The organism is Streptosporangium sp. NPDC051023, assembly GCF_040689595.1.
Taxonomy (GTDB): Bacteria; Actinomycetota; Actinomycetes; order Streptosporangiales; family Streptosporangiaceae; genus Streptosporangium.
This window is the reverse complement of the sequence record NZ_JBFBCE010000072.1, coordinates 25,791-49,902: the sequence shown is the minus strand read 5'-3', so window position 1 is coordinate 49,902 and position 24,112 is coordinate 25,791. Positions and strand designations below refer to the sequence as shown.

Annotated in this window: 20 protein-coding genes; 13 read left to right on the top strand and 7 right to left on the bottom strand. The window is 71.1% G+C overall.

Annotated features, from left to right (window positions below):
* Positions 1–146: 146 nt before the first annotated feature.
* Positions 147–1,754 (bottom strand): ABC transporter substrate-binding protein, encoded by a 1,608-nt coding sequence (locus AB0395_RS35410; protein ID WP_366288500.1) that lies wholly within the window; start codon positions 1,752–1,754, stop codon positions 147–149.
* A gap of 120 nt (positions 1,755–1,874) precedes the next feature.
* On the opposite strand from AB0395_RS35410, the gene AB0395_RS35405 reads away from it, so the two are divergent.
* A complete protein-coding gene (locus AB0395_RS35405) occupies positions 1,875–2,513 on the top strand; it encodes an Lrp/AsnC family transcriptional regulator (protein ID WP_366288498.1) in 639 nt (212 codons plus the stop codon).
* A gap of 75 nt (positions 2,514–2,588) precedes the next feature.
* Here the strand turns inward: AB0395_RS35405 and AB0395_RS35400 are convergent, their stop codons facing one another.
* Positions 2,589–2,936, bottom strand: coding sequence for a hypothetical protein (locus AB0395_RS35400; RefSeq protein ID WP_366288496.1), 348 nt, complete (start codon positions 2,934–2,936; stop codon positions 2,589–2,591).
* A gap of 428 nt (positions 2,937–3,364) precedes the next feature.
* Here AB0395_RS35400 and AB0395_RS35395 point away from each other — a divergent pair, with 428 nt between their 5' ends.
* A complete protein-coding gene (locus tag AB0395_RS35395; RefSeq protein ID WP_366288494.1) occupies positions 3,365–3,937 on the top strand; it encodes a CU044_5270 family protein in 573 nt (190 codons plus the stop codon).
* A 71-nt stretch (positions 3,938–4,008) separates the two neighbouring features.
* Here the strand turns inward: AB0395_RS35395 and AB0395_RS35390 are convergent, their stop codons facing one another.
* The 4 genes from AB0395_RS35390 to AB0395_RS35375 form a co-directional block, all read right to left on the bottom strand.
* The gene (locus AB0395_RS35390; protein ID WP_366288492.1) at positions 4,009–4,779 is read right to left on the bottom strand and encodes an MgtC/SapB family protein; all 771 of its coding nucleotides are present in this window, start codon (positions 4,777–4,779) and stop codon (positions 4,009–4,011) included.
* Between the two features lie 84 nt (positions 4,780–4,863).
* Positions 4,864–6,054, bottom strand: a complete 1,191-nt coding sequence (locus AB0395_RS35385) for an MFS transporter (RefSeq protein ID WP_366288490.1) — start codon at positions 6,052–6,054, stop codon at positions 4,864–4,866.
* 108 nt (positions 6,055–6,162) lie between these two features.
* On the bottom strand, positions 6,163–6,591 hold the full coding sequence (locus AB0395_RS35380; protein ID WP_366288489.1) for an Rrf2 family transcriptional regulator: 429 nt from the start codon (positions 6,589–6,591) through the stop codon (positions 6,163–6,165).
* 192 nt (positions 6,592–6,783) lie between these two features.
* A complete protein-coding gene (locus tag AB0395_RS35375) occupies positions 6,784–8,763 on the bottom strand; it encodes a hypothetical protein (RefSeq protein WP_366288487.1) in 1,980 nt (659 codons plus the stop codon).
* A 320-nt stretch (positions 8,764–9,083) separates the two neighbouring features.
* Here AB0395_RS35375 and AB0395_RS35370 point away from each other — a divergent pair, with 320 nt between their 5' ends.
* The 8 genes from AB0395_RS35370 to AB0395_RS35335 all read left to right on the top strand — a co-directional run bounded on the left by AB0395_RS35370 (position 9,084) and on the right by AB0395_RS35335 (position 20,393).
* Positions 9,084–11,399, top strand: coding sequence for a xanthine dehydrogenase family protein molybdopterin-binding subunit (locus AB0395_RS35370; RefSeq protein WP_366288486.1), 2,316 nt, complete (start codon positions 9,084–9,086; stop codon positions 11,397–11,399).
* Between the two features lie 81 nt (positions 11,400–11,480).
* Positions 11,481–12,065, top strand: coding sequence for a TetR/AcrR family transcriptional regulator (locus tag AB0395_RS35365; RefSeq protein WP_366288484.1), 585 nt, complete (start codon positions 11,481–11,483; stop codon positions 12,063–12,065).
* 373 nt (positions 12,066–12,438) lie between these two features.
* The gene (locus AB0395_RS35360; RefSeq protein WP_366288482.1) at positions 12,439–13,338 is read left to right on the top strand and encodes an alpha/beta hydrolase; all 900 of its coding nucleotides are present in this window, start codon (positions 12,439–12,441) and stop codon (positions 13,336–13,338) included.
* A 337-nt stretch (positions 13,339–13,675) separates the two neighbouring features.
* A complete protein-coding gene (locus AB0395_RS35355; protein ID WP_366288480.1) occupies positions 13,676–14,848 on the top strand; it encodes an LLM class flavin-dependent oxidoreductase in 1,173 nt (390 codons plus the stop codon).
* 37 nt (positions 14,849–14,885) lie between these two features.
* Positions 14,886–16,457, top strand: coding sequence for an ABC transporter substrate-binding protein (locus tag AB0395_RS35350; RefSeq protein ID WP_366288478.1), 1,572 nt, complete (start codon positions 14,886–14,888; stop codon positions 16,455–16,457).
* 2 nt (positions 16,458–16,459) lie between these two features.
* Positions 16,460–17,551, top strand: a complete 1,092-nt coding sequence (locus AB0395_RS35345; protein ID WP_366288476.1) for an ABC transporter permease — start codon at positions 16,460–16,462, stop codon at positions 17,549–17,551.
* Positions 17,548–18,480 (top strand): ABC transporter permease, encoded by a 933-nt coding sequence (locus AB0395_RS35340; protein ID WP_366288474.1) that lies wholly within the window; start codon positions 17,548–17,550, stop codon positions 18,478–18,480. Before AB0395_RS35345 ends, AB0395_RS35340 begins: the two co-directional genes overlap by 4 nt.
* The gene (locus AB0395_RS35335; RefSeq protein WP_366288472.1) at positions 18,477–20,393 is read left to right on the top strand and encodes an ABC transporter ATP-binding protein; all 1,917 of its coding nucleotides are present in this window, start codon (positions 18,477–18,479) and stop codon (positions 20,391–20,393) included. Before AB0395_RS35340 ends, AB0395_RS35335 begins: the two co-directional genes overlap by 4 nt.
* Before the next feature lie 116 nt (positions 20,394–20,509).
* Here the strand turns inward: AB0395_RS35335 and AB0395_RS35330 are convergent, their stop codons facing one another.
* Positions 20,510–20,983, bottom strand: a complete 474-nt coding sequence (locus AB0395_RS35330; protein WP_366288504.1) for a low molecular weight protein-tyrosine-phosphatase — start codon at positions 20,981–20,983, stop codon at positions 20,510–20,512.
* Positions 20,984–21,100: 117 nt separating this feature from the next.
* Here AB0395_RS35330 and AB0395_RS35325 point away from each other — a divergent pair, with 117 nt between their 5' ends.
* The 3 genes from AB0395_RS35325 to AB0395_RS35315 all read left to right on the top strand — a co-directional run bounded on the left by AB0395_RS35325 (position 21,101) and on the right by AB0395_RS35315 (position 24,093).
* Positions 21,101–22,291 (top strand): MFS transporter, encoded by a 1,191-nt coding sequence (locus AB0395_RS35325; protein WP_366288470.1) that lies wholly within the window; start codon positions 21,101–21,103, stop codon positions 22,289–22,291.
* Between the two features lie 267 nt (positions 22,292–22,558).
* Positions 22,559–22,741: a hypothetical protein gene (locus AB0395_RS35320; RefSeq protein ID WP_366288468.1), complete on the top strand. Its 183-nt coding sequence runs from the start codon at positions 22,559–22,561 to the stop codon at positions 22,739–22,741.
* 143 nt (positions 22,742–22,884) lie between these two features.
* A complete protein-coding gene (locus AB0395_RS35315; protein ID WP_366288466.1) occupies positions 22,885–24,093 on the top strand; it encodes a serine hydrolase domain-containing protein in 1,209 nt (402 codons plus the stop codon).
* Positions 24,094–24,112: the final 19 nt, after the last annotated feature.

The window sequence follows — 24,112 nt, the reverse complement described above, 5'->3', positions numbered from 1 at the left end:
CGAAGTAGATCGCGCCAACGACGAGAACGAAGGCACAGAGATACGCCATCGCCCGCCGAACGGCACCGAACCGCGGCGATCCACCCTTCGTCCGGCCGGTGCCCTCAGGGGCCGGGACGGCCCGCGGCCCGTCGGCCTCCGGGTCCTTACTTGGCACCGAGGTCGGCGACATCGATGGTCCAGACCGGGTGGAACTCCAGGCCGGTGACGGAGGCGGTCGTCACGATGTTCTGGCTCGGCTGGATGAGCGGGATGAACGGGCTTGAGGCGTTCAGCTTCGTCTGGACGTCGACGTAGGCCTGCTTGCGGGCGTCGTCGCCGAGCGCGGCGGCGGCCTTGTCACCGGCCGCCTCCAGGTCCTTGTCCGCGCCCGCCTTCCAACCGGCCCGCAGGCCCACGGTCTTGCCCGGCAGGAACACCAGGTAGTCGCTGGGGTCGGGGTAGTCCGGGCCCCACCACCACAGGCCCAGCTCCTCCTTGCCGTTGCGGTAGTTGTCCAGCGCGGTGGTGACCGGCGAGGGGGCCAGATCCACGGTGATGCCGACCTCCTTGAGGTTGGCCTGGATCCGCTCGGCGATCGTCTGCAGGGAAAGGCCGTTGAGGGTCAGCTCGCTGGGGTACTCCAGCTTGACCTTCGGGTCGGCCACGCCGCTCTCCTTGAGGGCGGCCTTCGCGCCCTCGACGTCGCGCTTGGCGGCCTGGTCGGCGGGGAGCGCGCCCAGGAACATCGAGGGGATGACGCCCGGTGACTGCACCGAGCCCTCGCCCGCCAGCTCCAGCAGGCCCGTGTAGTCGATGCCCTTGCGGACGGCCTCGGCGAACTTGGGGTTGGAGCTGATCTTGCTGACCGAGGAGTCCCGGTTGGCGAACAGGAAGACCACGTTGGCCGACGGCGTCTTCTTGACCTGCAGGTTCCCCGGGAGGCCGGAGACCTGGTCGCCGGACAGGTCGAGCGCGACCTGGCTGTCGCCGCGCGAGACGTTGAGCTTCTGCGTCGCGGACTCGACGTTGCGGAGCACGACCTTGTCGTAGACCGGCTTCTTCGGGCCCCAGTACTTGGCGTTGGCCTTGAGCACGACCTGGCTGCTGATGTTCACCGACTCGATGGTGTACGGCCCCGAGCCGAGGGAGGTGGAGTTGAGGTACTGCTCGGCCTTGTCGCCGGAGTCCGTGGTCGCGCCGTGTTCCTTGGCGGCCTTGGAGTTGAGGATGCCCAGCGCGGGGTTGGGCAGGATGTACGGCAGCGCCGGGTTGGCGTTCTTCGACGTCAGGGTGACCGTCGTGTCGTCGGTCTTGTCGACCTTCACCCCGTCGAGCAGGAAGGACGGGGTGCCCTTCATGTCGCGCACGCGGTTGAGCGAGAACACGACGTCGTCGGCGGTGACGGGGGAGCCGTCAGCGAACGTGGCGCCCTGGTGAAGCTTGAGGGTCAGCGTCTTGCCGTCCGCCGACAGCTCGAAGGAGTCGGCGAGGGAGGGCACCGGCTTGGTGACGTCCGAGCCGTCGAACGTGAGCAGCGTGTCGTAGGCGGCCTTGCCGACGATCAGGCCGGTCGGCTCGTAGGTCCGTCCCGGGTCGGCCGTCTTGAGGTTGAAGGACGTGTCGATCACGAGCGTCTTGGCGGCGGTGCCGCCGCCCTGGGACGCCGGGGTGGACGAGCCGCCGCTGGAGCAGGCTGCGAGGGCGAGGGCGCCGGTGAGCATCACCGGCAGCATTGCTGCCTTCGCCCTGGGGCGCCGGGAACGGATCGCCATTTTTGTGTCCTCCGAAAATGGGCCGTGTGGACGTTTGGTGGACGATCGTCCAGGATGAACAGGCAGAAAGTCCAGCTCATGACGCTAAGCTGAGACAAATCTGACCTGAGGGGTATGATCATGACCGAAATGTCAAGGAACTCGGCTCCAGAAGGCAGTCAGCCTGGACGGATCGGTATCGGCCTTGAACTCGACGCGACCCACCTGAAAATCCTGGAGGTCCTGCGGGAGAACGGCAGGATCTCCGTGGCGGCCCTCGCCGAGCGCGTCGGCATCTCCAGGGCGAACGCCTACACTCGCTTCGAGGCGTTGCGGGCCGACGGCGCGATCAAGCGCTTCACCGCGGAGATCGACCACGTCCGCGCGGGTCTCGGCATCACCGCGCTGATCTTCGTCACGGTCAGGCAGCAGATGTGGCGCCAGTTCCGGGCACAGCTCGCCCAGATGCCCGAGGTGGAGTACTGCGCGATCACCACGGGCCAGCACGACGCCATGATCCAGGTCCGGATGGCCGACGTGGCCGCCGTGCACACGATGGTGACCGAACGGCTGGCCAACATTCCCGCGGTCAAGGCCACCGAGACCGTCTTCATCCTGGACGAGGTTCTCAAGCGACCGTATGTCCTGCCGAGCGACCGAAACCCGGCCTGGTCCCCCCGCCGCCCGGCCCCCGACCCGGCGGGAGGCGAGGTTCCCCTGGGCAAGATGCGCTTCGTCGGAGCGGCCGAAGGCCGCGCCCAGCTCCAGCGAGACATCTGACCCCACCGGCCGCCCCTCGCGGCCTCCGCCACCCCGCCGGGCGCGGGGATCCGGTGTCCAGACGTGCCGGGAGCCTCAGGCGACCTCGGCGCAGACGCTCACGTGCAGCGTGTCGTCCCCGGCGAACTGGAACTCCTCGACCAGGCGCAGCCGTCCGTCGGGAAGGGATTCGATGCGGCTGCTGCTCTGTCCGCCCGCGCGCTCCCCGTTCTTGAGCAGGTGCACGTAGGTCAGCTCGATCCGGTCGGCGTTCCGGGTGCCGACGAAGCGTCCGTGGACCACGGTGTCGCCGGTGTAGTCGCCCCAGATGATCCCGTCGGACTCACGGTAGGCGAACTCGGTCGGCCCGGCCGGGTCCACCGCGCTCGCCGTCGAGCTGACCATGATGAATTTGCGGTCGTTGAGAAGATTATTGTCGTTCACGCCTTCGTATCGTGCCGTTCCGCGGGCCGTACGCAACCCGGGCTGGACGTTTCGGTGCGGGGACGCGACGGCGGCGATGATCCGTCCAGCGGGACGTCCGATCGGAAGGGCCCGCTGTACGAGCTGAACGTCCGGGCCGACCGCCGCACCGGCCGGAACACCGCCGGCGGCGCGATCCTGAGGAACGCCTCGAGCGGACCGGAAGGGCGTGTCGTGTTCCTCACACGAGAACTCGATCTCTGGCATCGGGTGAAAGGGGGTGACAAGACCGAGGAAACGGAGACCGAGTTTGATCACGGAGATGGATCCGGACGACGCGGAGGTGATCAGGCGTGCCCGGCGCGACCCCGCCTCCTTCTCGGTGCTGTTCGACCGGCACGCCCCCGCCCTCCACCGTTACGCGACGCGGCGCCTGGGCGAAGGGCCCGATGGGGACAAACGTCATCAAGCCCGACCCGGACGACGACGACCTGACTCCGCGGCAGTACGCGGCCAAGCTGGCCGCTCTGCCCACCGATCCGGACAGGTTGCTCGCCCACGTCAAGGGTGACGGGCACTGGGCGACGAAGCCGGAGGGCGACCCGGGGGAGAGGGAGCACCCGGACGCGAGGGCGTTCCGTGTGCTGTCGGTCTATCTCGACCAGGAGGTTCCCGTGCCGCCCAGACTTGAAGCGGCGATCTTCCGTGCGCTCGCCAAGATCCCCGGAGTGCGGACGGAGACCGGCGTGCGCGACGCGCTGGGCAGGCCGGGCATCGGCGTCGCCTATGAGCCGGGCGCTCCCGGCGCTCCCGGCGTGGGCACGGAGTACGACGGGAAAGGGCAGGTGATCGCGCGATCGTACCTCGTCCTCGACCCCACGACCTACCACTACCTCGGCAGACGCGTGGACTACCTGCGAGACGAGACCTTCCGCGGTGAGGTGATGTTCTCGAAGGGAAACTTCTACGCGAGCGCCGAAGTCGTGGCGGGAGTCGTCGACGAGGCCGGACGGCTGCCCTAGGCGCGGGGCCGGGGGCGCCGGCGAGCGTGTCCTCGGTGCGGTGGCCGCGTCCCCGCCGCCTCGTCCGCCGTTCAGTCGGTTCCCAGGGCGCCTTCGTGGGAGGTGACGCTGAGGATGTCGGGCATCTCGCCGAGCGCGGCGGTGAGCTCGGGAATCGACCCCTTGCCCTCCACGACGAGCGTCACCGCCACGGTGTGCCGCCTGCGTCGCGCTTCGAGGTCGTGGCGGTCACGACGGTCGCCGCGGTCGCGGCCCGGCTCGGTCTCCTCGGGCATTCCGCGCTCGACCGAGACCTCGGCGACCACGAAGTTCCGCTCGGTGCACTCGACCAGGACCCGGCGCAGCGCGCCGGTGGCGTCCCAGTAGACGACCCGCACCTGGCTCGGCGTGCGCCGGGAGAGCGGCAGCCTGCGCCCGAGGGTGTTGAGCACGAAGACGGTGAAGAAGTGCAGGGCGGTCACGGTCACGGCGAGCACCGGCAGCCCTCCTCCGCAGGCCATTCCGACCGCCGCCGTGACCCACACGACCGCGGCGGTGGTCAGTCCCCGTACGGCGTCGCGGCGGACGAAGATCAGGCCGCCCCCGATGAACCCGATGCCCGAGACGATCTGCGCGGCCACCCGAGAGGGGTCGAGGGAGACGTGGGGGCCGGGAACGTCGCTGAAGCCGTACTTGCTGACCAGCATGAACAACGCCGCCCCCAGGCCTACGAGGGTGTGGGTGCGCAGCCCGGCACTCTTGTTACGCGCCTCGCGCTCCAGGCCGATCACGGCCGACAGCACCAGCGCCAGAGCAAGCTCGGCGAGCTGCGGCACCCCCTGACCGGGCGACAACGTGATCACTCGGTTGTCCTACCCCGATCCAGCCGCATCTGCCCTCTGACCTGGAGTTCGTCTCGTCCGGGGTGTTTCACCCAGGGGTTGTGTTCATCGAGATCGCGCGCCGGTCAGCACGGTGTCGGCTGTGGCGGAGCGGGCGCGGATTGCGCGGTGAGCCAGTTCGGCGCAGCCCAGGGCGAGGGCGATGAGCACGGCGCCGAACAGGCCCAGCCGGTACGGCCCGGCCAAGGCCATGCCCGCCGCGCCCACCGCCGCCGCGAGCGAGACACCCACGTACACGGTCGCGGAGGCCAGGCCCGTCAGGAGCGGGGCGGCGGCGGGCAGGGTGGAGATGAGCCTGTGGGTTTGCGCGGGCAGCGCGCCCCAGCCGCACAATCCCCACACGATGAGCGCGATGACCGCGGTGGCCGGGTACCGGCTGGTCCAGGGGAGGAGGGCGAAGTCGAGCGCGGCCACGATGACCACGGTGTTGATGACGCGCCGGTTGCCCAGGCGGTCCGTCAGCACGCCCGCGCCGAGGGTGCCGGCGGTGCCGGCCAGGCCCCACACCAGCAGGAGCACGGCCAGGACGGTGCCGTCGCCGCCGGTCACCCGGTCGAAGCTGAGGCTGATGTAGGAGTAGACGGTGTAGAGACCGGTGTAGACGAGCAGCGTCGTGCCCAGCGTGAGCCCGACGCGTAGGTCGGCGATCGGCGCCAGGCGCTCACGTAGGCTCACCGCGGGTGGGGGCGCGACCTTCGGCATCAGTACGGCGACGCCGAGCATGGCCAGCACGCCGAGTACGACCACGAAATACATCGTGGCTCGCCAGTCCCCGGTGATGCCGCCGAGGGCGGTGCCGATCGGGGCGCCGAGCGCGGTTGAGGCACTGAGTCCGGTCATCACCACGGCGATGGCCCAGCCTCGCCTCTCGGGAGGCGCGAGGGCGGCGGCGGTGGCGGTGGAGGCGGGGGTGACCATCGCGCTGCCTAGCCCGGCGATCACCCGGCTCGCCAGGACCAGGCCGAAGGCCTGCGCGAACACGGTGACGAGGTTTCCCACGACGAAGACGGCCAGCCCCGCCAGCAGCAGTCTCTTACGCGGCCATCTCGCCGTGACCGCGGCCATGATCGGGGACAGGACCGCGTAGGACAGCGCGTAGGCGGTGATGAGCTGTCCCGCGGTGGTGGTGCTCACCCCGAGGGACGTGGTGATCGCGGGCAGGATGCCCGCGATCACGAAGGTGTCGGTGCCGATGGCGAACACCCCGACGGCCAGCGCCGCCAGTGATCTGTACATGAGAACTCCAGTTGTAACCAGATTTGTTACATTGGAAGGGAAAGGAAGGCCGGTTCCGCACTGGAACCGGCGACGGCGCGGTGTGCCCGTCCTCCCGGGCGGCGGGAGTCAGCCCATGGTCTCTCTCAGCACGTCGGCGATGGAGATGCCTGCGAGCTCGTCGCGCACGGCACTCTCGGCCCTGCTGTACGTCTGCCGCAGCACCGGCTGGATGCCGCGCCCCACGGGGCACGCCTGGTTGGGGGTGGCCGCGTGGAGGGAGAACAGCGGGTCGCTCTCCACGGCGGCGCGCACGGCCGCCAGGTCGATCGCCCCCGGTGCGCGGGCCAGCCGCCACCCGGCCCCTTGGCCTCGCTGTGCCGCAACCAGTCCCGCTTCGCGAAGCTGTCCCAGAATCCTGCGGACGACCACGGGGTTGGTGTTGACGCTGTTCGCCAGCTCGTCCGAGGTTATGGCGCCGCCGTCGCGCCCGGGCTCGACCAGCGCCATCCAGGTGAGCACATGGACGGCCACCGTCAGCCGGCTGTTGGAGCTCATTTCGCCCCCTTCGTTGTAACCAACTCTGTTACGTCAAGGGGGGTGGTGTCAAGATCGGGCGCTTGCGGGTGTCATGGGCCGCCGTTCGCGGTGCCGGGGCGTCCCGACAGGGGAAAGTGCCCGGATGTGCCCCGAAGACGGGGAGGCGTGCGGGGCGTGTCCCGGGAGACGGGAAGGGGATCTCGGAGGGGGTCAGTTGGTGTGGGTGTTGGGGAGGTGGTCGCCAACGTGGCCGATCCAGATCTTGCCGGTGTGGCCGCCCGAGTCGTCGTGGAAGTGGATCCTGGGGGCAGGACAGCCGCCTTTGCGGATCTTGATGTGCGCCTCCATCATCACCTTTCCCGAGGGGTGCACCTCCTCGGGGACGGCGAAGGTCCGTCTCATGCTGTACTTGCCGTTGGTGTTGACGGTCCTGGACTCGCTCATGGCGACCATGCCCGCGGGGATCGTGAGCCTGGCGGAGCTCCTGCACCATTCGAAGAATCCACCCGCGAACTCGCCGGAGGACCTGGCCCGCGCGAACGCGTCCAGGGCTCGCAGGGCGTCCCAGGTCTTCGAGGCCCATGCCCTGGCGAGCGTGGGGTAGGTGAGGTCGAGCCTGGCGGCCTCGGCGTCCGTGTCACCGATCTCCACGCGGGTGAGCGTCTCCCTGGCCATGTTCAGGGCGTCCATGAGGCTCGTCGGCTCGAAGACGGGCTCCTTCGACGTCAGCCCGAAGGCGGGCTGGCCCGCCCTGGCCAGCCTCGCCTCCAGCCAGCGGACCCGTTCCTGGAGCTTGCGGGCGCTCGCGACGGCCTCGGCGTACTCCTGCTGGAGGATCTCGTGCTCGGCGTGGAGCCGGTCCATCTCCCCGGCCAGCCTGTCGCTCTCGTCCTCCGCCTCGGCCAGCAGCTGGTCGCCGCTCTGCCGTACGACGACGAGATCGCGCAACCCCTCGACGTGCGCGCCGAGGGTGCGCATCTGACGCAGGATCTCCCCGTTGCCCGAACCGCCCCCCGCCGACGACGCCGCCAGCCCCAGTGCCGCGTCCAGCTCTCCCCGCAGCTCCTTGATCACCACGCCGGCGACCACGCGGGCGAGTTCGCCCGTGTCCAGGGCGGGCCGATCTTCGGCGGGTTCCGGCTGCGCGGCCGTGACGGCCACCGCCTCTTCGGCCTGGACGGTCTCCGCGGGGGCCGTGACGGGCTGCTCCGCCGGCGCGGTCACCGGGTCCGGGCGGGGGGACATCGCCATCATCCAGCGGCGCAGTCCTTCCCGTCCCGAACCCGCGGGGGCAGGGGCGGGCACGGGTGCCATCGCCTTCGCGAGGTCACCCGAAGTGGCCTTGCCCACCAGGATCCTGGAGACGACCCGGTAGGCGCGCTGTACGTCATCGGGCAGGGCACGCCGGGCTGTCTCTCCGACGATGCCGTCTGCCGCCAGGTCGAGGGCCTGCCTGCCCTGCTTGCGGACCATCGCGCCGCCCATCGGGCGATGCCGGTAGGGGTAGTTCTCGATGCTCGGGTCGAACGGCGCCACGTAGGTGCGGATCCCCCCGCCGAACACCCCGAGCTCGGAGCCCATCACGTCGTTGAAGCGCCGCTGGGCGCGCAGATCGGCGAACCGCACGACCACTCCGGCCCCGGCGGTCGCCCCGGCCAGATAGTCGGCCCTCGTCCTGGCCACCCGCGAATCCTGCGGGTCGATGGAGACCACGGCCAGCGGGACGCGGCGCCTGCGTTCCGACAGCGCCGAGACGAGCCGGTGGACATCATCCTCATTGATCTCGTCGGCGGCGTCGGTGAGATGCACCGCCCCATCGGTGATCCGCGCGGTACGCAGGTAGGCCTGGACGAAGATCGGAGCGTGCCCCGCGCGGCTCTCCCCGTCCTCCTCGACCGTGACGACCACCCAGCCCGCCACCCCGCCGACCTGTTCCGCATAGGCGACCCGGGTGCGGAGCAGCCCGTAGGTCCCCTCCTCCTCGACGAGGTAGCGCCCGCAGTCGCCCGCGCGTTCCATACGGACCCGGACGCCGTCCGCCTCGAACTCCTGTGACGCCCTGCCCGACTCGGGAGTGGGGAGCCCTTTGGCGACGAGCCATTCTCCGAAGGTACGCCGCAGCCTAGGAGAGATCGGCGCGGTCTTGTCCCGGAGGACCGCCTGGTACAGGCGACTTACGTTCGAGGACATGCGTGCGTCATCCAGACTCGTGAGGGCCTCGCCGCGCGGACGGGCGACGCCGGGAACGGCCGTGCTGAGCCTCGGCGGGCGCGCGTGACCGGGAGATAGGACGCGGCTCGCCGACGGTGGTGCCTAGAGCGGGAAAGTCATCAGATCACGAACGCGTGGGTGACGGCAGGCAATCATACGATTGCCGACCGGCACGACGGGAGAGTACCGACGAGACCGGCACGTGGAAAGTGTCCGTGCGATGGCCGGGCCCGGCCCCGCGGGCGCCCCACGACTTTGGCTCCTTGGCGAGAGTCATGATCGCGCTCACAATCGGACCCATGAGCGATGATCGGCCGTACGTCGGGGCCAGGACTCCGCGCAGGGAGGACCCGCGCCTGCTGGTGGGGCGGGGCAGGTTCGCCGGGGACATCAGCCTGCCCGGCATGGCTCACGCGGTGATCGTGCGGAGCCCCGTCGCGCACGGGCGCCTGACGCGGTGCGAGACCGGGGCGGCTCGCGCGGCCTCCGGGGTGCTGGACGTCCTGACCCCGGCCGACGCGGCCGGGGTCAGGCTGCCCTGCGTGGCCCTGGCGCCGGGGCAGGCCGGGCACTCCTACCCGGTGCTGGAGGAGACGGTCCGGTACGCGGGCCAGCCGGTCGCCGTCGTCGTCGCCCTGACCGCGCAGGCCGCGGCGGACGCTGCAGGGCTGCTCGACTTCGGGTTCGAGGAGTTTCCCGCCGTGGTCGGGGCCGAGCGGGCGCTGCTCGGCGACGCCCCGCTGCTGTACCCGGAGTGGGGCACCAACCTGGTCACCGACTTCGAGATCGGGGACGCCGACTGCGAGGAGGTCATCGCCGGGGCGGCGCACGTCGTGGAGATGACCTTCAGGATCGGCAGGGCCGCCCCGAGTCCCATGGAGCCGAGGGGGATCACGGCCTCCTGGGACGGTGGGTCGCTGACGATCTGGGCGTCCACCCAGGCCCCTCACCACGTGCGCGACCACGCGGCGCAGGCCCTGGGGCTCGCCCAGCACCGGGTACGCGTCATCGGATGCGACGTCGGGGGAGGATTCGGCGCCAAGGAGCACCTGTATCCCGACGAGACACTGGTCTGCCTGGCCGCGATCCGCTCAGGAAGGCCGGTCAAGTGGGTCGAGCCGCGCGCCGACCATCTCGGCGCGACCCTGCCCGCGCGCGACGCCCTGCACCGGGGACGGCTGGCGCTCGACGCCGAGGGCCGCTTCCTGGCTCTGCACTGCGACATCCTCGGCGACCTGGGCGCCCACCCGTCCAACGTCGGCATCTCCCCGATCGCGGTCTCCGCGGTCATGCTGCCGGGGCCGTACCGCTTCGAGCGGGCAGGGGCGCGGGTGCGCGCCGCCGTCACGACGACCACCCCGACCGGCTCCTACCGGGGGTTCGGCCAGCCCGAGGCGACCTGGACCCGTGAGCGGCTGGTCGACGAGGCGGCGCGGCGCCTGGGACTCGACCCGGTCGAGCTGCGGCTGCGCAACATGATCGGGCCCGAGGAACTGCCCTGCGAAACCCGCACCTGGCAGTCCTACGACTCGGGGGACTACCCCGCCGCCCTGCGCACGCTGCGTGACCTCGTCCGGGTCAGCCCCTCCCACGACGGGCGCAGGCGGGGCGTCGGCTTCTCCTGCCACGTGGAGAGCACGGGGATGGGCCCGTCGGCGGAGATGAAGGCGGCGGGCATCCAGTCGGGCGGCTTCGAGACCTCGGTCGTGCGCATGGAGCCCGACGCCTCGGTCGTCGTCTCCGCCGGGGTCGCCGGAATCGGCCAGGGCATCGAGACGACGCTCGCCCAACTGGCCGCCGACCGGGTCGGGGTGCCGCTGGAGCGGGTCCAGGTGCTGCTGGGAGACACCGCCGCCACGCCGTACTCACCGGTCGGCTCCATCGCGAGCCGCTCGCTCACGGTCGGCGGGGCGGCGTTGATCCGGGCGGCCGCCAGGCTCCGAGACAGGATCGTCGCCATCGCCGCCCATCAGCTTGAGGTGGCGCCCGAGGATCTCGAGGCCGATGGGCAGGCCGTGCGGGTGAAGGGCGATCCGGGCGCGCGGCGGACCCTGGAGGAGATCGCCGCCTCCGCCTGGCGCGGCTGGGACCTGCCAGAGGGGATGCCGCCGGGCCTGGAGGAACGGGCAACCCACGACCCGGCCGCCTATACCTACGCTTACGGCGCGCACGCGGCGGCGGTGGCTGTCGACCCCGAGACCGGGGCCGTCGAGGTCGAGGGGTACTGGGTGGTCGGCGACTCGGGAACGCTGGTCAACCCGGCGATCGTGGAGGGCCAGATCAGGGGCGGGGTGGCCCAGGGGATCGGCATGGCGCTGACGGAGGAGGTCGTCTACTCCCCGGACGGGCAGCCCCTGGCGGAGTATCTTCTGCCGACCACGAGAGAGGTCCCCGCCATCGAGGTCGTCCTGATGGAGACCCCCTCACCGGTCACGCCCGGCGGCATGAAAGGGGCGGGCGAGGCGGGCGTCATCGGGCCGCCCGCGGCGATCGGCAACGCGGTGGCCGCCGCCCTGCCCGAGATCGCCGCCCGGATCACCGCGATCCCACTGACCCCCGAGGTCGTGTGGTCCCTACTCGAGAGGGGCCGCGGGGACGACGGGGGCCACGGCTGAGAGGCGGGGCGATCGGTTTCGGATGAGGCTTCGCCGCCCACCGAATTGCACATAATGCAATTCTTGCATATGGTGCAGACCATGGATGCGGTAGAGGAGCGTCGCAGACGTAACAGGGCGCGGAAGCGACGGCTCATCGGAGACGCGGCGGTGAGCCTGGCCTTGAACAAGGGGCTGGACGGCCTGACCGTCGAGGGGATCGCCGAGGCGGCGGACATCTCCACTCGGACCTTCTTCAACTACTTCTCCACCAAGGAGGAGGCCCTGACGGTCGGCCCCTCCTGGTCGGCGGAGGAACTGGCGGCGCTGGTGGCCGCGCGTCCCGTGGACGAGCCGGTGGTCCGGTCGATGCGGGTCATGGCCAAGGAGATCGCCGAATCCTTCGTGCCCAGCCGTGAGCAGATCACGCTGTGGCGCCGCAACCCCGAACTGCTCACCCGGGTGCGCAGGCCCGCCGACCAAGAACAGATCTTCGTGACCCTCATGCGGGCCGTGGCCGATCGGACGGAGGCCGGCCGGTCGAGTGAGATCTACCCCGGCGTGCTGGTTGTCACGGCGTTCTCCATCATCGAGTGGGCCGTCCGGGCCTCCTGGCAGGAAAGCGTCGGCAAGTCCCTTGAGGAGCTGATCGACGAGGCATTCGACCTGATCGAGCACGGCCTGTAAACCCCGCCTCGCGGGAATCGGAAATCCATAGAACGCGCCCGGGACGGCCAGGAGTGGGCCGGTAGGGCGTCGAATCCAAGCCGGCGCATCGCCGCACCCTCGGGTCGGGGCACAGCCCTGGCCCGCGAGTGCCCTCGCACACCCGTCAGGCGTGGATTTCGTGCTGCCCGAATTCGGGTCCGGCGATGCGCCGGCCATCACAAACGATTAAGGAGTGAGCGAATGCTCGGAACGTCGTCACACCATGACGTCGTCACACCCCTGATCATCCGGGTGGCGACGACGGGTGTGGTCATGATCGCCGGACGGCGGCGGTGAGCGGGCGCGCACCGGCCATCTCATCGTCGTCACCGTCCCACGAGGAGGGCTCCCCGTGACAAGCACGCAAGCACGGCTGACCGCGGTCATGGTCAGGCTGATGGGTGTCAAGCGGCGCATGTACGGCAGCGCGGAGAAGGTGCACAAGACCATCGCCGCCGACCGTAGGAAAGGCCCCGCCCTGCCCGACTTCAAGGACCGGCTCTCCGTAGAGGAGCGGCGAGTGGACGGTCACCGCGTCTACACGGTGAGCCCGAAGGCCGGGCTCACCGGCCGCCACCTGCTGTATCTGCACGGCGGCGGCTGGTCCTTGTCGATCACCTCGCTGCACTGGGACCTCATCGGCACGCTGGCCGAGCGGCTGGGCTGCTCGATCACCGTCCCCCTCTACCCGCTGGCCCCCGAGCACACCGCCCGCGACGTGTGGGCCATGCTCCTGCCGCTGTACCGGCACCTCGTGGAGCGGTTCTCCCCGGAGAGCCTGACCGTGATGGGCGACTCCGCGGGGGGTAACCTGGCCCTGTCCCTGGTCATGCAGGCCAGGCGGGCCGGTCTGCCGCAACCGGCGCACCTGGTGCTGGTCTCGCCGTGCGCCGACATCTCCGTCAGCGATCCGGCCATGGTGGCGCTGGAACGGACCGACCCGATTCTCAGCATCCAGGGCGTGCGTGAGTTCGGCCGCCTGTACGCGGGAGACCTGGGCCCGCGCGATCCGGTGGTCAGCCCCCTGTACGGCTCGCTGCGCGAACTGGCCCCCATCGCGCTCTTCAGCGGCACCCGCGAGATCCTCAACGCCGACGCTCACCGGCTCAGGGACAAGGCGCGCCAGGAGGGCGTGTCCATGGAGTGGTTCGAATACCCCGGCATGATGCACGTCTGGCCCCTGTATCCCCTGCCCGAGTCCAGGCGGGCGGTCGAGGAGATCATCGCGATTGTCGAGGGGCCCCGGGCCTGAAATCACCGGACGCGGTCGGCGCCCGAGGTCTCCGATCGCCGCGGAGACCTGTCCTGATCCCATCGCTGTGACGGCGAATCGACCGCCAGGCCCGCCGTGCCTGGCGGTTCTTCGTCGTGCTGGATTCGTCATGCCGGAGAGGGCACCGGGACCTCTCCTCGCCGGGCTCCGGTTCCCGCCGATGCCCTGGTCCTGGCTCACGGGCCGGGCGAGGGGCGGGCGTGGAGTTCTTCGCGAGCCGGACGGTGCTCGTGTATGGAATGTCAGCCGCCCGTAATTACAGCTATTTCCTATCTGTATAGTATGTTTTGCGCCGTATCCCCGGAAAGGAACCGAGATGACCGTCCCGCCTGCCCAGATCCTGTGGTATCTCACGGCTCCCGACGGGCCCTACCCGTGGGAGGAGCGCGGCCGATGGGCCACCGACTTCGGCCACCTCCGCCACGTCGCGGAGACGATCGACCGGCTCGGCTACTACGGCGCGCTGCTGGGCACGGGACGCGACGACGGGCTGACCGTCGCGGCGGCCATGATCGGCGCGACCCGGCGGATGAGGTTTCTCACCGCCGTCTACCCCGGCCTCTCCTCGCCCGCCAAGCTCGCCCAGATCGCGCACACCATCGACCGCTTCTCCGGCGGACGGCTGCTGTTCAACGTCGTCAACGGCAACGACGCCACCCTCTCCCAGTACGGCCTGCACCTCGAGCACGACGAGCGCTACGACTTCAGCGCCGAGTACTGGGACGCCTTCCAGCGCGTCTACCTCGGCGAGCCGGAGCCGTACGAGGGACGCTACGTCCGCCTCGCGGGCAGGGGCGGCCCCGCCCACCCGCTGTCGCCGTGGGGCACCGCCGAGCGCCCGACGCCGCTGTGGGGCGCGGGCACCTCGCCCGCCGGGGTCGCCCACTCCGTCGGCCTGCTCGACGTCTACCTCAGCTTCGCCGACACCCCCCAGCGCCTCGGTGAGAAGTTCCGCCGCGTCGGCGCCGAGGCGGCCAAGCTGGGCCGCACCCTGACATACGGCACGCGGCTGCAGGTCATCGTGCGCGAGACCGAGGAGGAGGCCTGGGAGTACGCCGCCTCGCTGCTGCGCAGCACCTCGGTCGAGACCGCGCTCGAACTCGCCAAGTGGAACCTGCCGGAGCCGATCGAGACGTATCGGAGCCAAGACCCGCAGGTCACCCGTCGTCTTGAGGCGCTGCGCTCCGGCCGGCTGCCCGACGTGCGGGACCTGGAGATCTACCCCAACGTCTGGACCGGGCCAAGCCTGTTCGGCTTCGACGTGGTCTCGCCCAGCTCAGGGACCTACCTGGTCGGCAGCGCGGAGAACGTCGCCGCCCGGATCAGGGAGTACCAGGAGCATGGCGTCCAGTCCTTCATCCTGTCCGGCTTCCCGCTGATCGCCGAGGCCCACCGGGTCGCCGATCTGCTCTTCCCCCTGCTCGACCTCGACCACGGCTTCGAGATCCCCTCGCTGCGCGCGGCCGAGCGCATCCCCTCCGGCGCGTGACCCCCGCACCGGCGCGACCCCTCAGGAGAGACATCCCATGACCAGCCAGATGACCCGGCGGGGCTTCCTCGGCGGAGCCGTACTCCTCGGCGGGGCAGCCCTCGTCGGATGCGCCCCCCAGCAAAGCGCCGCACAGCCTGGAACGCTCCAGAAGGGTGCCGTGCCCGAGGGCACCCCGCGGCGCGGCGGCAGGCTCAGGCTCGGCGTGATCGACGGCAACAGGGCAGGCACGCTCGACGCGCACAAGCCGCTCACGATGGGCTCGATCATCAGGGGCTTCGCGGTCTACAGCAAGCTGTGGGAGTGGAACGCCGAGATGAACTGGTCCCCGGCCCTGGCTGAGGAGACCGAGGCCAACGCCGACGCGACCGCCTGGACCGTACGGCTCAAGCAGGGGCTGGAGTTCCACAACGGTAAGACCATCACCGCCGACGATGTGATCTTCTCGGCCCGGCGCCTGACCGACCCCTCGCTCGGCTCCCCGTGGGCGGCGCTGCTGTTCGCGCTCGACCGCGAGAAGATCGACAAGCTCGACGAGCGGACCGTGCGGTTCCACTTCAAGGACGGCCAGGGCTTCGTGCCGTTCCCCGACACCTTCACCAACTTCGGCGCCATCGTCCCGGCCGACTACGATCCCGCGAAGCCGGTCGGCGCGGGACCGTACAGGCTCAAAGAGTTCACCCCGGGCCAGCGGTCGCTGTTCACCCGGTTCGAGAACTACTTCAAGGACGGCCAGCCGTACGCCGACGAGCTGGAGATCATCGACTTCCAGGACGAGGCGTCGCGGATCGCCGCGCTGCAGTCGGGCCAGATCTCACTCGCCAACGGCATCGGCGCCGACCAGGTCAAGCTGCTCCAGGGCGACCCGAAGATCAACGTGATCGTGTCCGAGACCAACAACTGGCAGTCCTTCGACCTCAACCTGAGCAAGGAGCCCTTCAAGGACGAGCGGGTGCGCGAGGCGTTCCGGCTGCTGGTCGACCGCCAGGAGCTGGTCGACCGCGCGCTGTCCGGCTACGGGCGGGTCGCCAACGACCTGTACTCGCCACAGGACCCGACCTTCGACAAGAGCATCCCGCAGCGCGCCCACGACCTCGAACGGGCCAAGGCACTGCTGAAGGAGGCGGGCCAGGAGAACCTCGAGGTCGAGCTGGTCTCCGCGGAGGGCGGCGACGCCGCGGCGCTGGTCTTCGCCACCCAGGCCAAGAAGGCCGGGATCACCGTCACGGTGAAGAAGGTCGACGCGGCGACCTTCAACGGCCCGCAGCGCCTCGACTGGACGATCAGCACCGGCGGCCTGCTCACGGAGTCCTTCCTGTCCAGCGCCCTGCACCTGGACGCGCCCGTCTCGGCCGCCAACAAGACCCACTTCTCCGACCCCCGCTTCGCCGAGCTGTTCGAGCAGGCCCTCACCCAGCCGGACGTCGCCAAGCGCGCCGAGCTGGTCCACGAGATGCAGCGCATCCAGCACGCCAAGGGCGGCCTGATCATCTGGGGCTTCAACAACGCCCTCGACGCCGCGTCCTCCGGTGTCGGCGGCGTCGCCCCCGAGCACACCCAGTTCGCGACCTGGCGCTTCGAGAAGCTCTGGGTCAAGGAAACGGCCTGACGATGACCGTACCGACGCCCGCCGCCTCCCCCGAGAAGGCGTCCGGGCCGCAGACGGCGTCCGGCGCGGGACCCGGCCTCGAGGGCCGAACCGCGCCGGGCGCAGGGCCCGGCCCTGGTGGCCCTACCGCCCGCGCGGGCTGGGGGCGGTGGCTGCTGCGCCGGATGGCGTACGGCGTCACGGCGATCTGGGCGACCAGCGCCGTCGTGTTCGCCGCGACCCAGGCGCTGCCCTCCGACCCGGCCATGGCGATCCTCGGCCGGGACGCGACGCCGGAGAGCCTGGCGCGCCTGCGCCTCGAACTGGGGCTCGACCGGCCGCTGTGGCAGCAGTACCTCACCTGGCTGCGCGGCGTCCTCACCGGTGATCTCGGCCGCTCCCTCGACTCCGGGACTGACGTCGGCACGCTGCTCGGCGGGCGGCTCGCCAACTCCCTGGCGCTGCTGGTGTGCGCGCTGACCGTCGCCCTCGCCCTCGCGCTGGCTCTCGGCGTGTTCGCGGCGCTGCGCAGGGGCGGCCCCGCCGACCGCCTCGTCACCTCCGCCGCGGTCTCCTTGCAGGCCGTGCCGGGCTTCGTCGTCGCCATCGCCCTGATCATCCTGCTGGCGACGACCGTCTGGCCGGTGTTCCCCGCCGCCTCGCTGCTCGAACCGGGGATCTCGCCGTTCGCCCAGCCCTGGTACCTCGTGCTGCCCGCGCTGACCCTGGTCGTCGCCGAGACGCCCTACCTGCTCCGCCAGGTGCGCTCCTCGGTGATCGACGCGCTCGAGTCCGACTACGCGACCGCCGCCCGCCTGCGGGGCGTCCCGGAACGCCGGGTGATCTGGCGGCACGCCCTCCCCAACGGGCTCGTGCCCGCGGTACAGGCGACGGCCCTGACCACGAGCGTGCTGCTCGGCGGCTCGCTGGTGGTCGAGGTCGCCTTCAGCTACCCGGGTCTCGGCGGCGCGCTGAACGCGGCCGTCGGCGCCCGAGACATCCCGGTGATCCAGGCCGCCGCCCTGCTCCTCGCGGGCGGCGTGGTCGTCGTCAACCTGGTCGCCGACCTCGTCACGGTGCTCCTGACCCCCAGGCTCAGGACGGGGGAGCGGTGAGGGCCCGCGACGACGGGACACCTCACGCAGCCCAGGAGAACCTCCCCGATGACGGCCGGGTCCGGCAGGAGCGCGTGAGCGGAGACCGGGTACGGGGAAGCCTCACCGGGGCCCACCGCTTCCTGCGGGACCGGCAGGTCAGGGCGGGAGCGCTGGTCACCGCCCTCGTCGTGCTGGTCGCGGTGCTCGGGCCGCTCGCCGCGCCGTACGCCGCCGACGAGCTGGTCGGCCTCGCCTACGGCGCGCCCGCGCCCGGGGCGCCGCTCGGCTACGACTATCTGGGTGCCGACGTGCTGTCACGCATGCTGCTCGGCGGACGCTCCATCGTGCTGACGACGGTCTGCGCCGCGGTCCTCGCCCTGCTCGCGGGCGGCTCGATCGGCATGCTGGCCGCCTGGACGGGACGCTTCGCCGACCGGGCCGTGCTCTGGTGCGCCGACGTGCTGCTGGCGTTCCCGCACCTGATCCTCGTGCTGCTCGCGGTCGCGATGCTCGGCCGGTCCCGCTGGCTGATCGTGGCGACGGTGGCGATCACGCTGCTGCCCGGCACGGTACGGCTCGCCAGGAGCCTGACCCTGGGCGTGATGGGCCAGGAGTACGTCGAGGCGGCCCGCCTGATGGGCTACCCTCGCCGCCGGATCCTGTTCAGGGAGATCCTGCCCAACATCACCACGCCGCTGCTGGTCCATCTCGGCGCGATGCTCACCTGGTCGGCGGGCCTGATCGCCGCGATGAGCTTCCTCGGGTACGGCGTCGCCGCCCCCGCGGCCGACTGGGGCCTGATGATCGACGAGAACCGCGGCGGTCTGCGCGTCCAGCCCTGGGCCGTGCTCGGCCCCGTCGTCCTGATCGCCCTGTTCGCCCTGGGCGTCAACACCCTGGCGGAGGGCCTGGGCCGTGCCGCCGCCCGCGCCGAGGAGGAACCGTGACCGCACGTCCGCTGCTACGCGTCGAGGGGCTGCGGGTCGCGCTCGACTCGGGGCCCGACATCGTCTCCGGCGTCGACCTGACGCTCGCCCCCGGCGAGATCCTCGGCCTGGTCGGCGAGTCGGGCTCCGGCAAGACCACGCTGGCCACCGCCATCCTCGGCCACGCCAGACCGGGCGCGCGGATCGTCGCGGGCTCGGTCTCGGTCAACGGCGTCGACATCCTCGGGCTGCCGCCGCGCGAGCTGCGGCGGGCACGCGGCAAACTGGTCAGCTACGTCGCGCAGGACCCGGCGACCGCCCTCAACCCGGCGCTGCGGATCGGCACGCAGCTCGCCGAGATGCTTGCCGTACACCGCCCCGACTTGCGCGGCGCGGCGGTGGCAGGCGAGATCGACGGCGCGCTGCGCGCGGCCGGGCTGCCCCCGGGCGAGGACTTCCCACGCCGCTACCCGCACCAGCTATCCGGCGGCCAGCAGCAGCGCGTGCTCATCGCGCTGGCCTTCCTGCCCAGACCCCGCCTCGTCGTCCTCGACGAGCCGACCACCGCCCTGGACGTCACCACCCAGGCACGCGTCCTGGCCTCCGTGCGCGGCCTGTGCCGCGACCAGGGCGTCGCCGCCGTCTACGTCTCCCACGACCTCGGCGTCGTGCGTGGTCTCGCCGACCGGGTCGCCGTCATGTACGCGGGCCGGGTCGTCGAGACCGCCGCCCTCGGCACCTTCTTTTCTCCCGGTCACGCGCCCCTCGCGAACGGCGTCCCTGGGCGGCCCGCCGGGCCCCGGCACCCGTACACGCACGGGCTGCTGGCCGCCTCGCCCGACGTCGATGCCCGCAGGACGCTGCGCCCCATCCCCGGCCACGCCCCGCACCTCGGCGGCCGCCCGGCGGGCTGCGCGTTCGCGCCACGCTGTGCCCATGCCACCGCGATCTGCGAGACCGAGGTTCCCGTGCCCGACGTGGCGGGCGGGGAACACCAGGTCGCCTGCCATCACCCGCTCGGCGGCCCGCCCGGCCCCGAGGAGCCGTCCGCCAGGGAGGAGGCCACGGAGGACGCCACGGAGGACGTACGGCGCGAGAACCGGCCGATTCCAGACAGGGGGCCGTCCACCCGCGCGCCGGAGGACACGAGGCGAGAGGAGCGCTCCCGTCCCGGCGCGGGCCGGGAGCCGCTGCTGCGGGCGTCCCGCATCTCGTTCTCGTACGGCGCGCGGCAGGTGCTCCACGACGTCTCCCTCGACCTGACCGAGGGCGCCTTCCACGCGCTGGTCGGCGAGTCGGGCTCAGGCAAGACCACACTGGCCCGGGTGCTGTCCGGATTCGGCGGCCAGGTCACGGGAGAGCTGACCCACGACGGAGCCCCGCTCGCGGTCTCCGGGGCGGACAGGCCCGCCGAGCTGCGGCGACGCCTCCAATACGTGTTCCAGAACCCCTACCGGGCGCTGAACCCCCGCCAGACGGTCGCCGAGATCTTAGGCACCCCGATCCGCCACTTCTTCGGCGCCTCCCGGGACGAGGCACGGCAACGCGCCCTCGACGCCCTCGACCGGGTCGCCCTGCGCCCGGAGATCGCACGCCGCCGCCCCCGCGAGCTGTCCGGGGGTGAACGCCAGAGGGTGGCCATCGCCCGCTCCCTCGTCTGCGAGCCGCGCGTGCTGATCTGCGACGAGATCACCTCCGCCCTCGACGTCTCGGTCCAGGCCGCCATCCTGGAACTGCTCACCGGCCTGCGCCGCGACGGCCTGACCGTCCTGTTCGTCACCCACGACCTGGGCGTGGTCCGCGCCGTCGCCGACGAGGTCTCGGTCCTGCGCGGCGGTCGCCTCGTCGAGCACGGCCCGGCCGACGCCGTGCTCGACGCGCCGGGGGAGACCTACACCCGCTCCCTGATCGCCGCCGCACGGGGACGCTCCTGAGGGTGAGAACGTCTCCGGAGAGGAACGGTGACAGTGCGGTTCACGCACCTCGGCCTGCCCACCTCCCGGTGGCGCGTCCCTCGGGGAGCACGGCTCGGCCCAGAGGAGGACTTCCTTCAACGCAGGGTGTTCGCCAGGTGTTTGGCCAGGCCCTCCGAGGCGGCCCGCACCATTTCCAGGACCTCGGCGAAGCCCTCTGAGTCGCCGTAGTAGGGGTCGGGCACCTCGGCGCCCTCCGGGGCCGCCGGGTCGAAGGAGCGCAACAGTCGTACGTCGGCCCCCGGCGGGGCCAGGCGGCGCAGGACCCGGAGGTTGTCCCTGTCCATTGCCAGCACCAGGTCCACCTGGCCGAACCAGCCCGCGAGGAACTGCCTGGCCCGGTGCGCGGAGCCGTCATAGCCGTGCTCGGCCAGCATCGCCGCAGCCCGCTCGTCCATCGGGTCGCCCTGGTGCCAGCCGCCCGTGCCCGCGCTGTCGACCGAGACGAGGTCGCCGAGCCCGTGGTCGGCGAGGGTGCTTTTCAACACGACCTCGGCCATGGGGGAGCGGCAGATGTTACCCATACACACCAGACACACGCGATAGCTCATGCCCCCCAGCATGCCGCCGCCCGTGTAGTCGAGTTCCACCGGGGTGAACGTGCCGATGGGGTGCTCCCTGTCCGGTTCGGCGAGGAACTTCTCGCAGCCGACGCGTACCGTCGTAGGGTGTTCGGTGAGCGAGACGGTACCCCGGTGGCGCCCCGCCGGAGGATGTGGCCGCTGTATGCGGCCGGTTTCACCACCGCGTTCGGCGCGCACGGCATCGCCGCCAATCTCGGCCAGGCCACCGGTGATCTGACCTCCTCGCTGCTCTACCTGGGAGTTTTGCTGGCGCTTTACGACGGCGCCGAGGTCGTGCTCAAGCCGTTGTTCGGCACCCTCGCCGACCGGGTCGGCGCACGTCCGGTGCTGCTGGGCGGGTTGATCGGGTTCGCTGCCGCGTCCGCGGCGTTCTTCGTGGTCGGTGACGCGGGCTGGCTGTGGCTTGCCCGCCTCGGACAGGGCGCCGCCGCCTCCGCTTTCTCCCCCGGCGCCGGCGCCTTGGTCGCGCGGCTGAACCCCAGGGCTGGACACGGCCGGGCATTCGGCTCCTACGGCTTCTACAAGAGCATCGGCTACACCCTCGGGCCGCTGCTCGGCGGCGCCTTGGTCTGGCTCGGCGGCCTGTCTCTGCTGTTCGCCGTGACGGCCGCGCTCGCCGTGGCCGTCACGGTCTGGGCCGCGCTCGAGGTGCCCGCCGTACCGCCGCTGCCGCGCCGCAGGCAGACTCTGCTCGATCTCGCCCGGCAGCTGACCGACGGCGGCTTCCTGAGGCCGACCACCGCGCTGGCGGCCGCCACCGCGGCGCTGGCGGTCGGGGTCGGTTTTCTGCCGATCTCGGGCGCCGCCGCAGGGCTCGGCCCGGTGGCCACCGGCGCCGCCGTCTCCGTGCTCGCCGCGTGTGCCGCGGTCGTTCAGCCCTGGGCCGGCCGGGCGCTGGACTCCGGGCGGATCACCGCGCGTACGGGCGTCACCGCCGGGGCGCTGATCACCGCCGCGGGGCTGGCCGCCGCGACGCTTCCCGGACTGCCGGGAGTACTCCTGGGCGCCATCGGCATCGGCGTCGGCACCGGTGTGACCACGCCGATCGGCTTCGCCTCCCTCGCCTCCATCACGCCAGAGGAACGCATGGGACAGACCATGGGGGCGGCCGAACTCGGCCGCGAGCTCGGTGACGCGGGCGGTCCCCTGCTGGTCGGCGGCGTCGCCGCGGCCGCCGGTCTGGCCGGAGGCTACGCGGTCCTCGCCGTGGTCCTGGCCGCCGCCGCTCTCGTGCCGGTCCACCGTGCCGCAGGCACGGCAGGCCCAGCCGGGTAGGCGTCGCCGTCCAGCCTGGTCAGGCGCTCATGTGACCGTCGGCACCACGGAGACCGCGGCCTGCGAGGGTGAGGTACGGCCATGGCTTTTCGGTCATCCGCTACGGAGAACAAAGCGCTGTTTTCGTGTTCGGCACCCTTGCCGTATTTCATTACGGGGTGCGCGGGGCAGGGCGTTCACCTGGGCATACGCCTGTTCTTATCTCATCATCAAAGTCCTATCGACAGCAACCTCTCCGCGGTCCACCCACGTCTCGCCTCGGGTCCCGTGACGATTCTCCGCTCCTCGCAGAACGGCTTCTGGACCGGCACCGAGCCGAACTTCACCGGACGCTACCTGCCCATCGCCGGTCTGAACGCGGGTACCTACCGGCTGGGCGTGGAGAAACTGCGCAGCCCGCTCTCGTCGCTGTCGACCCCGCAGTTCGACATCGTCATCGTGATCGGCTGACCGAGGACAGGTAGCGGGGCCGGTCCCGGCGGCGGTAGTGCTGGCCGTACCGCCGGACTCCGGCGGGCAGGATCGATCATGACCTGCCGTCGCCGACATGCTTGCTGGCATCGCAACGAAGCGATCAAGCAAGGAGACTCCCGATGCCGCATCCCATCGTCTACACCGTCCCCTCCCGAGTGGCCAGGCCAGGCTCCGCCGGGCGGCGTGGCCTGCTGGTCCTGACCACCGCAGCCGCCGTCGCGCTGGGACCCCTGGGCCTGACCGCCACCCCGGCCAGCGCCGACGCCACCCCGCAGAGTGGCTCCGCCGACGTTGTACAGACGAGCCTGAACGGCCTGGTCCGCACCGGGGACTTCCCCGGTGCCCTGGCCTCGGTGCGGGGCCGTGACGGGCGAGTCCGCGACTACACCGCGGGCGTGGGAGACCTGGAGACGCGGGCCAAGGTTCCCGTCAACGGGCAGGTGCGCATCGGCAGCGCCACCAAGATGTTCACCTCCGTGGTCGTGCTGCAGCTGGCCGGAGAGGGCAAGATCGACCTGGACGCGTCCGCCGAGAAGTACCTGCCCGGCCTGGTGCGCGGCAACGGCAACGACGGCCGCAAGATCACGGTGCGCCAGATGCTCCAGCACACCGCCGGGCTGCCGGACTACGCGGCCCATATCCCGTCGATCTTCGAGATCCAGCACCGGTACGTCGAGCCCAGGGAACTGCTCGACATGGGCCTGGCGCACAAGCCGGAGTTCGCCCCCGGCACGAGCTGGAAGTACAGCAACACCGGTTACGTCCTGCTCGGCCTGCTGGTGCAGAAGGTCACCGGACGGCCGATCGGCGAGGAGATCACCAACCGGGTCATCAAGCCGCTCGGGCTGCGCGATACCTACTGGCCCGGCGTCGGCGAGCAGGAGATCCGCGACGCTCACCCCAGCGGGTACCAGCCCAAGACCGACAAGCCCGGCGCCGAGATGGGGGACGTCACGGAGATGGAGCCGTCCTGGGCCTGGGCGGCCGGGCAGTTGGTCAGCACGCCGCGGGACCTCAACCGCTTCCTGGGCGCGCTGCTGGGCGGCAAGCTGCTCAAGCCGGACCTGCTCGAGCAGATGAAGCAGACGGTCAAGGCGCCCGGATACCCGTCCAGTTGGTCGTACGGGCTCGGCCTGATGAAGATCGGGCTGAGCTGCGGCGGCTACTGGTGGGGTCACAGCGGCGACATCGAGGGCTACGCGACCCGTGACGGCATCACCGAGGACGGCCGGGCGGTCACGATCGCCGTGACCGCGATACCCGCAACGGACGCCGCCGCCAACCGGGCCGACGCCGCCCTCGACGCCGCGCTCTGCGCCCAGAAGTAGGATCGCGCCCCTCCACGAC

Excerpts from the sequence above, each read along its gene's own strand:
- AB0395_RS35410 (WP_366288500.1), bottom strand. The coding sequence starts at position 1,754 with ATGGCGATCCGTTCCCGGCGCCCCAGGGCGAAGGCAGCAATGCTGCCG.
- AB0395_RS35405 (WP_366288498.1), top strand. The coding sequence starts at position 1,875 with ATGACCGAAATGTCAAGGAACTCGGCTCCAGAAGGCAGTCAGCCTGGA.
- AB0395_RS35395 (WP_366288494.1), top strand. The coding sequence starts at position 3,365 with ATGGGGACAAACGTCATCAAGCCCGACCCGGACGACGACGACCTGACT.
- AB0395_RS35385 (WP_366288490.1), bottom strand. The coding sequence starts at position 6,054 with ATGTACAGATCACTGGCGGCGCTGGCCGTCGGGGTGTTCGCCATCGGC.
- AB0395_RS35380 (WP_366288489.1), bottom strand. The coding sequence starts at position 6,591 with ATGAGCTCCAACAGCCGGCTGACGGTGGCCGTCCATGTGCTCACCTGG.
- AB0395_RS35375 (WP_366288487.1), bottom strand. The coding sequence starts at position 8,763 with ATGTCCTCGAACGTAAGTCGCCTGTACCAGGCGGTCCTCCGGGACAAG.
- AB0395_RS35370 (WP_366288486.1), top strand. The coding sequence starts at position 9,084 with ATGAGCGATGATCGGCCGTACGTCGGGGCCAGGACTCCGCGCAGGGAG.
- AB0395_RS35365 (WP_366288484.1), top strand. The coding sequence starts at position 11,481 with ATGGATGCGGTAGAGGAGCGTCGCAGACGTAACAGGGCGCGGAAGCGA.
- AB0395_RS35355 (WP_366288480.1), top strand. The coding sequence starts at position 13,676 with ATGACCGTCCCGCCTGCCCAGATCCTGTGGTATCTCACGGCTCCCGAC.
- AB0395_RS35350 (WP_366288478.1), top strand. The coding sequence starts at position 14,886 with ATGACCAGCCAGATGACCCGGCGGGGCTTCCTCGGCGGAGCCGTACTC.
- AB0395_RS35345 (WP_366288476.1), top strand. The coding sequence starts at position 16,460 with ATGACCGTACCGACGCCCGCCGCCTCCCCCGAGAAGGCGTCCGGGCCG.
- AB0395_RS35330 (WP_366288504.1), bottom strand. The coding sequence starts at position 20,983 with ATGAGCTATCGCGTGTGTCTGGTGTGTATGGGTAACATCTGCCGCTCC.
- AB0395_RS35315 (WP_366288466.1), top strand. The coding sequence starts at position 22,885 with ATGCCGCATCCCATCGTCTACACCGTCCCCTCCCGAGTGGCCAGGCCA.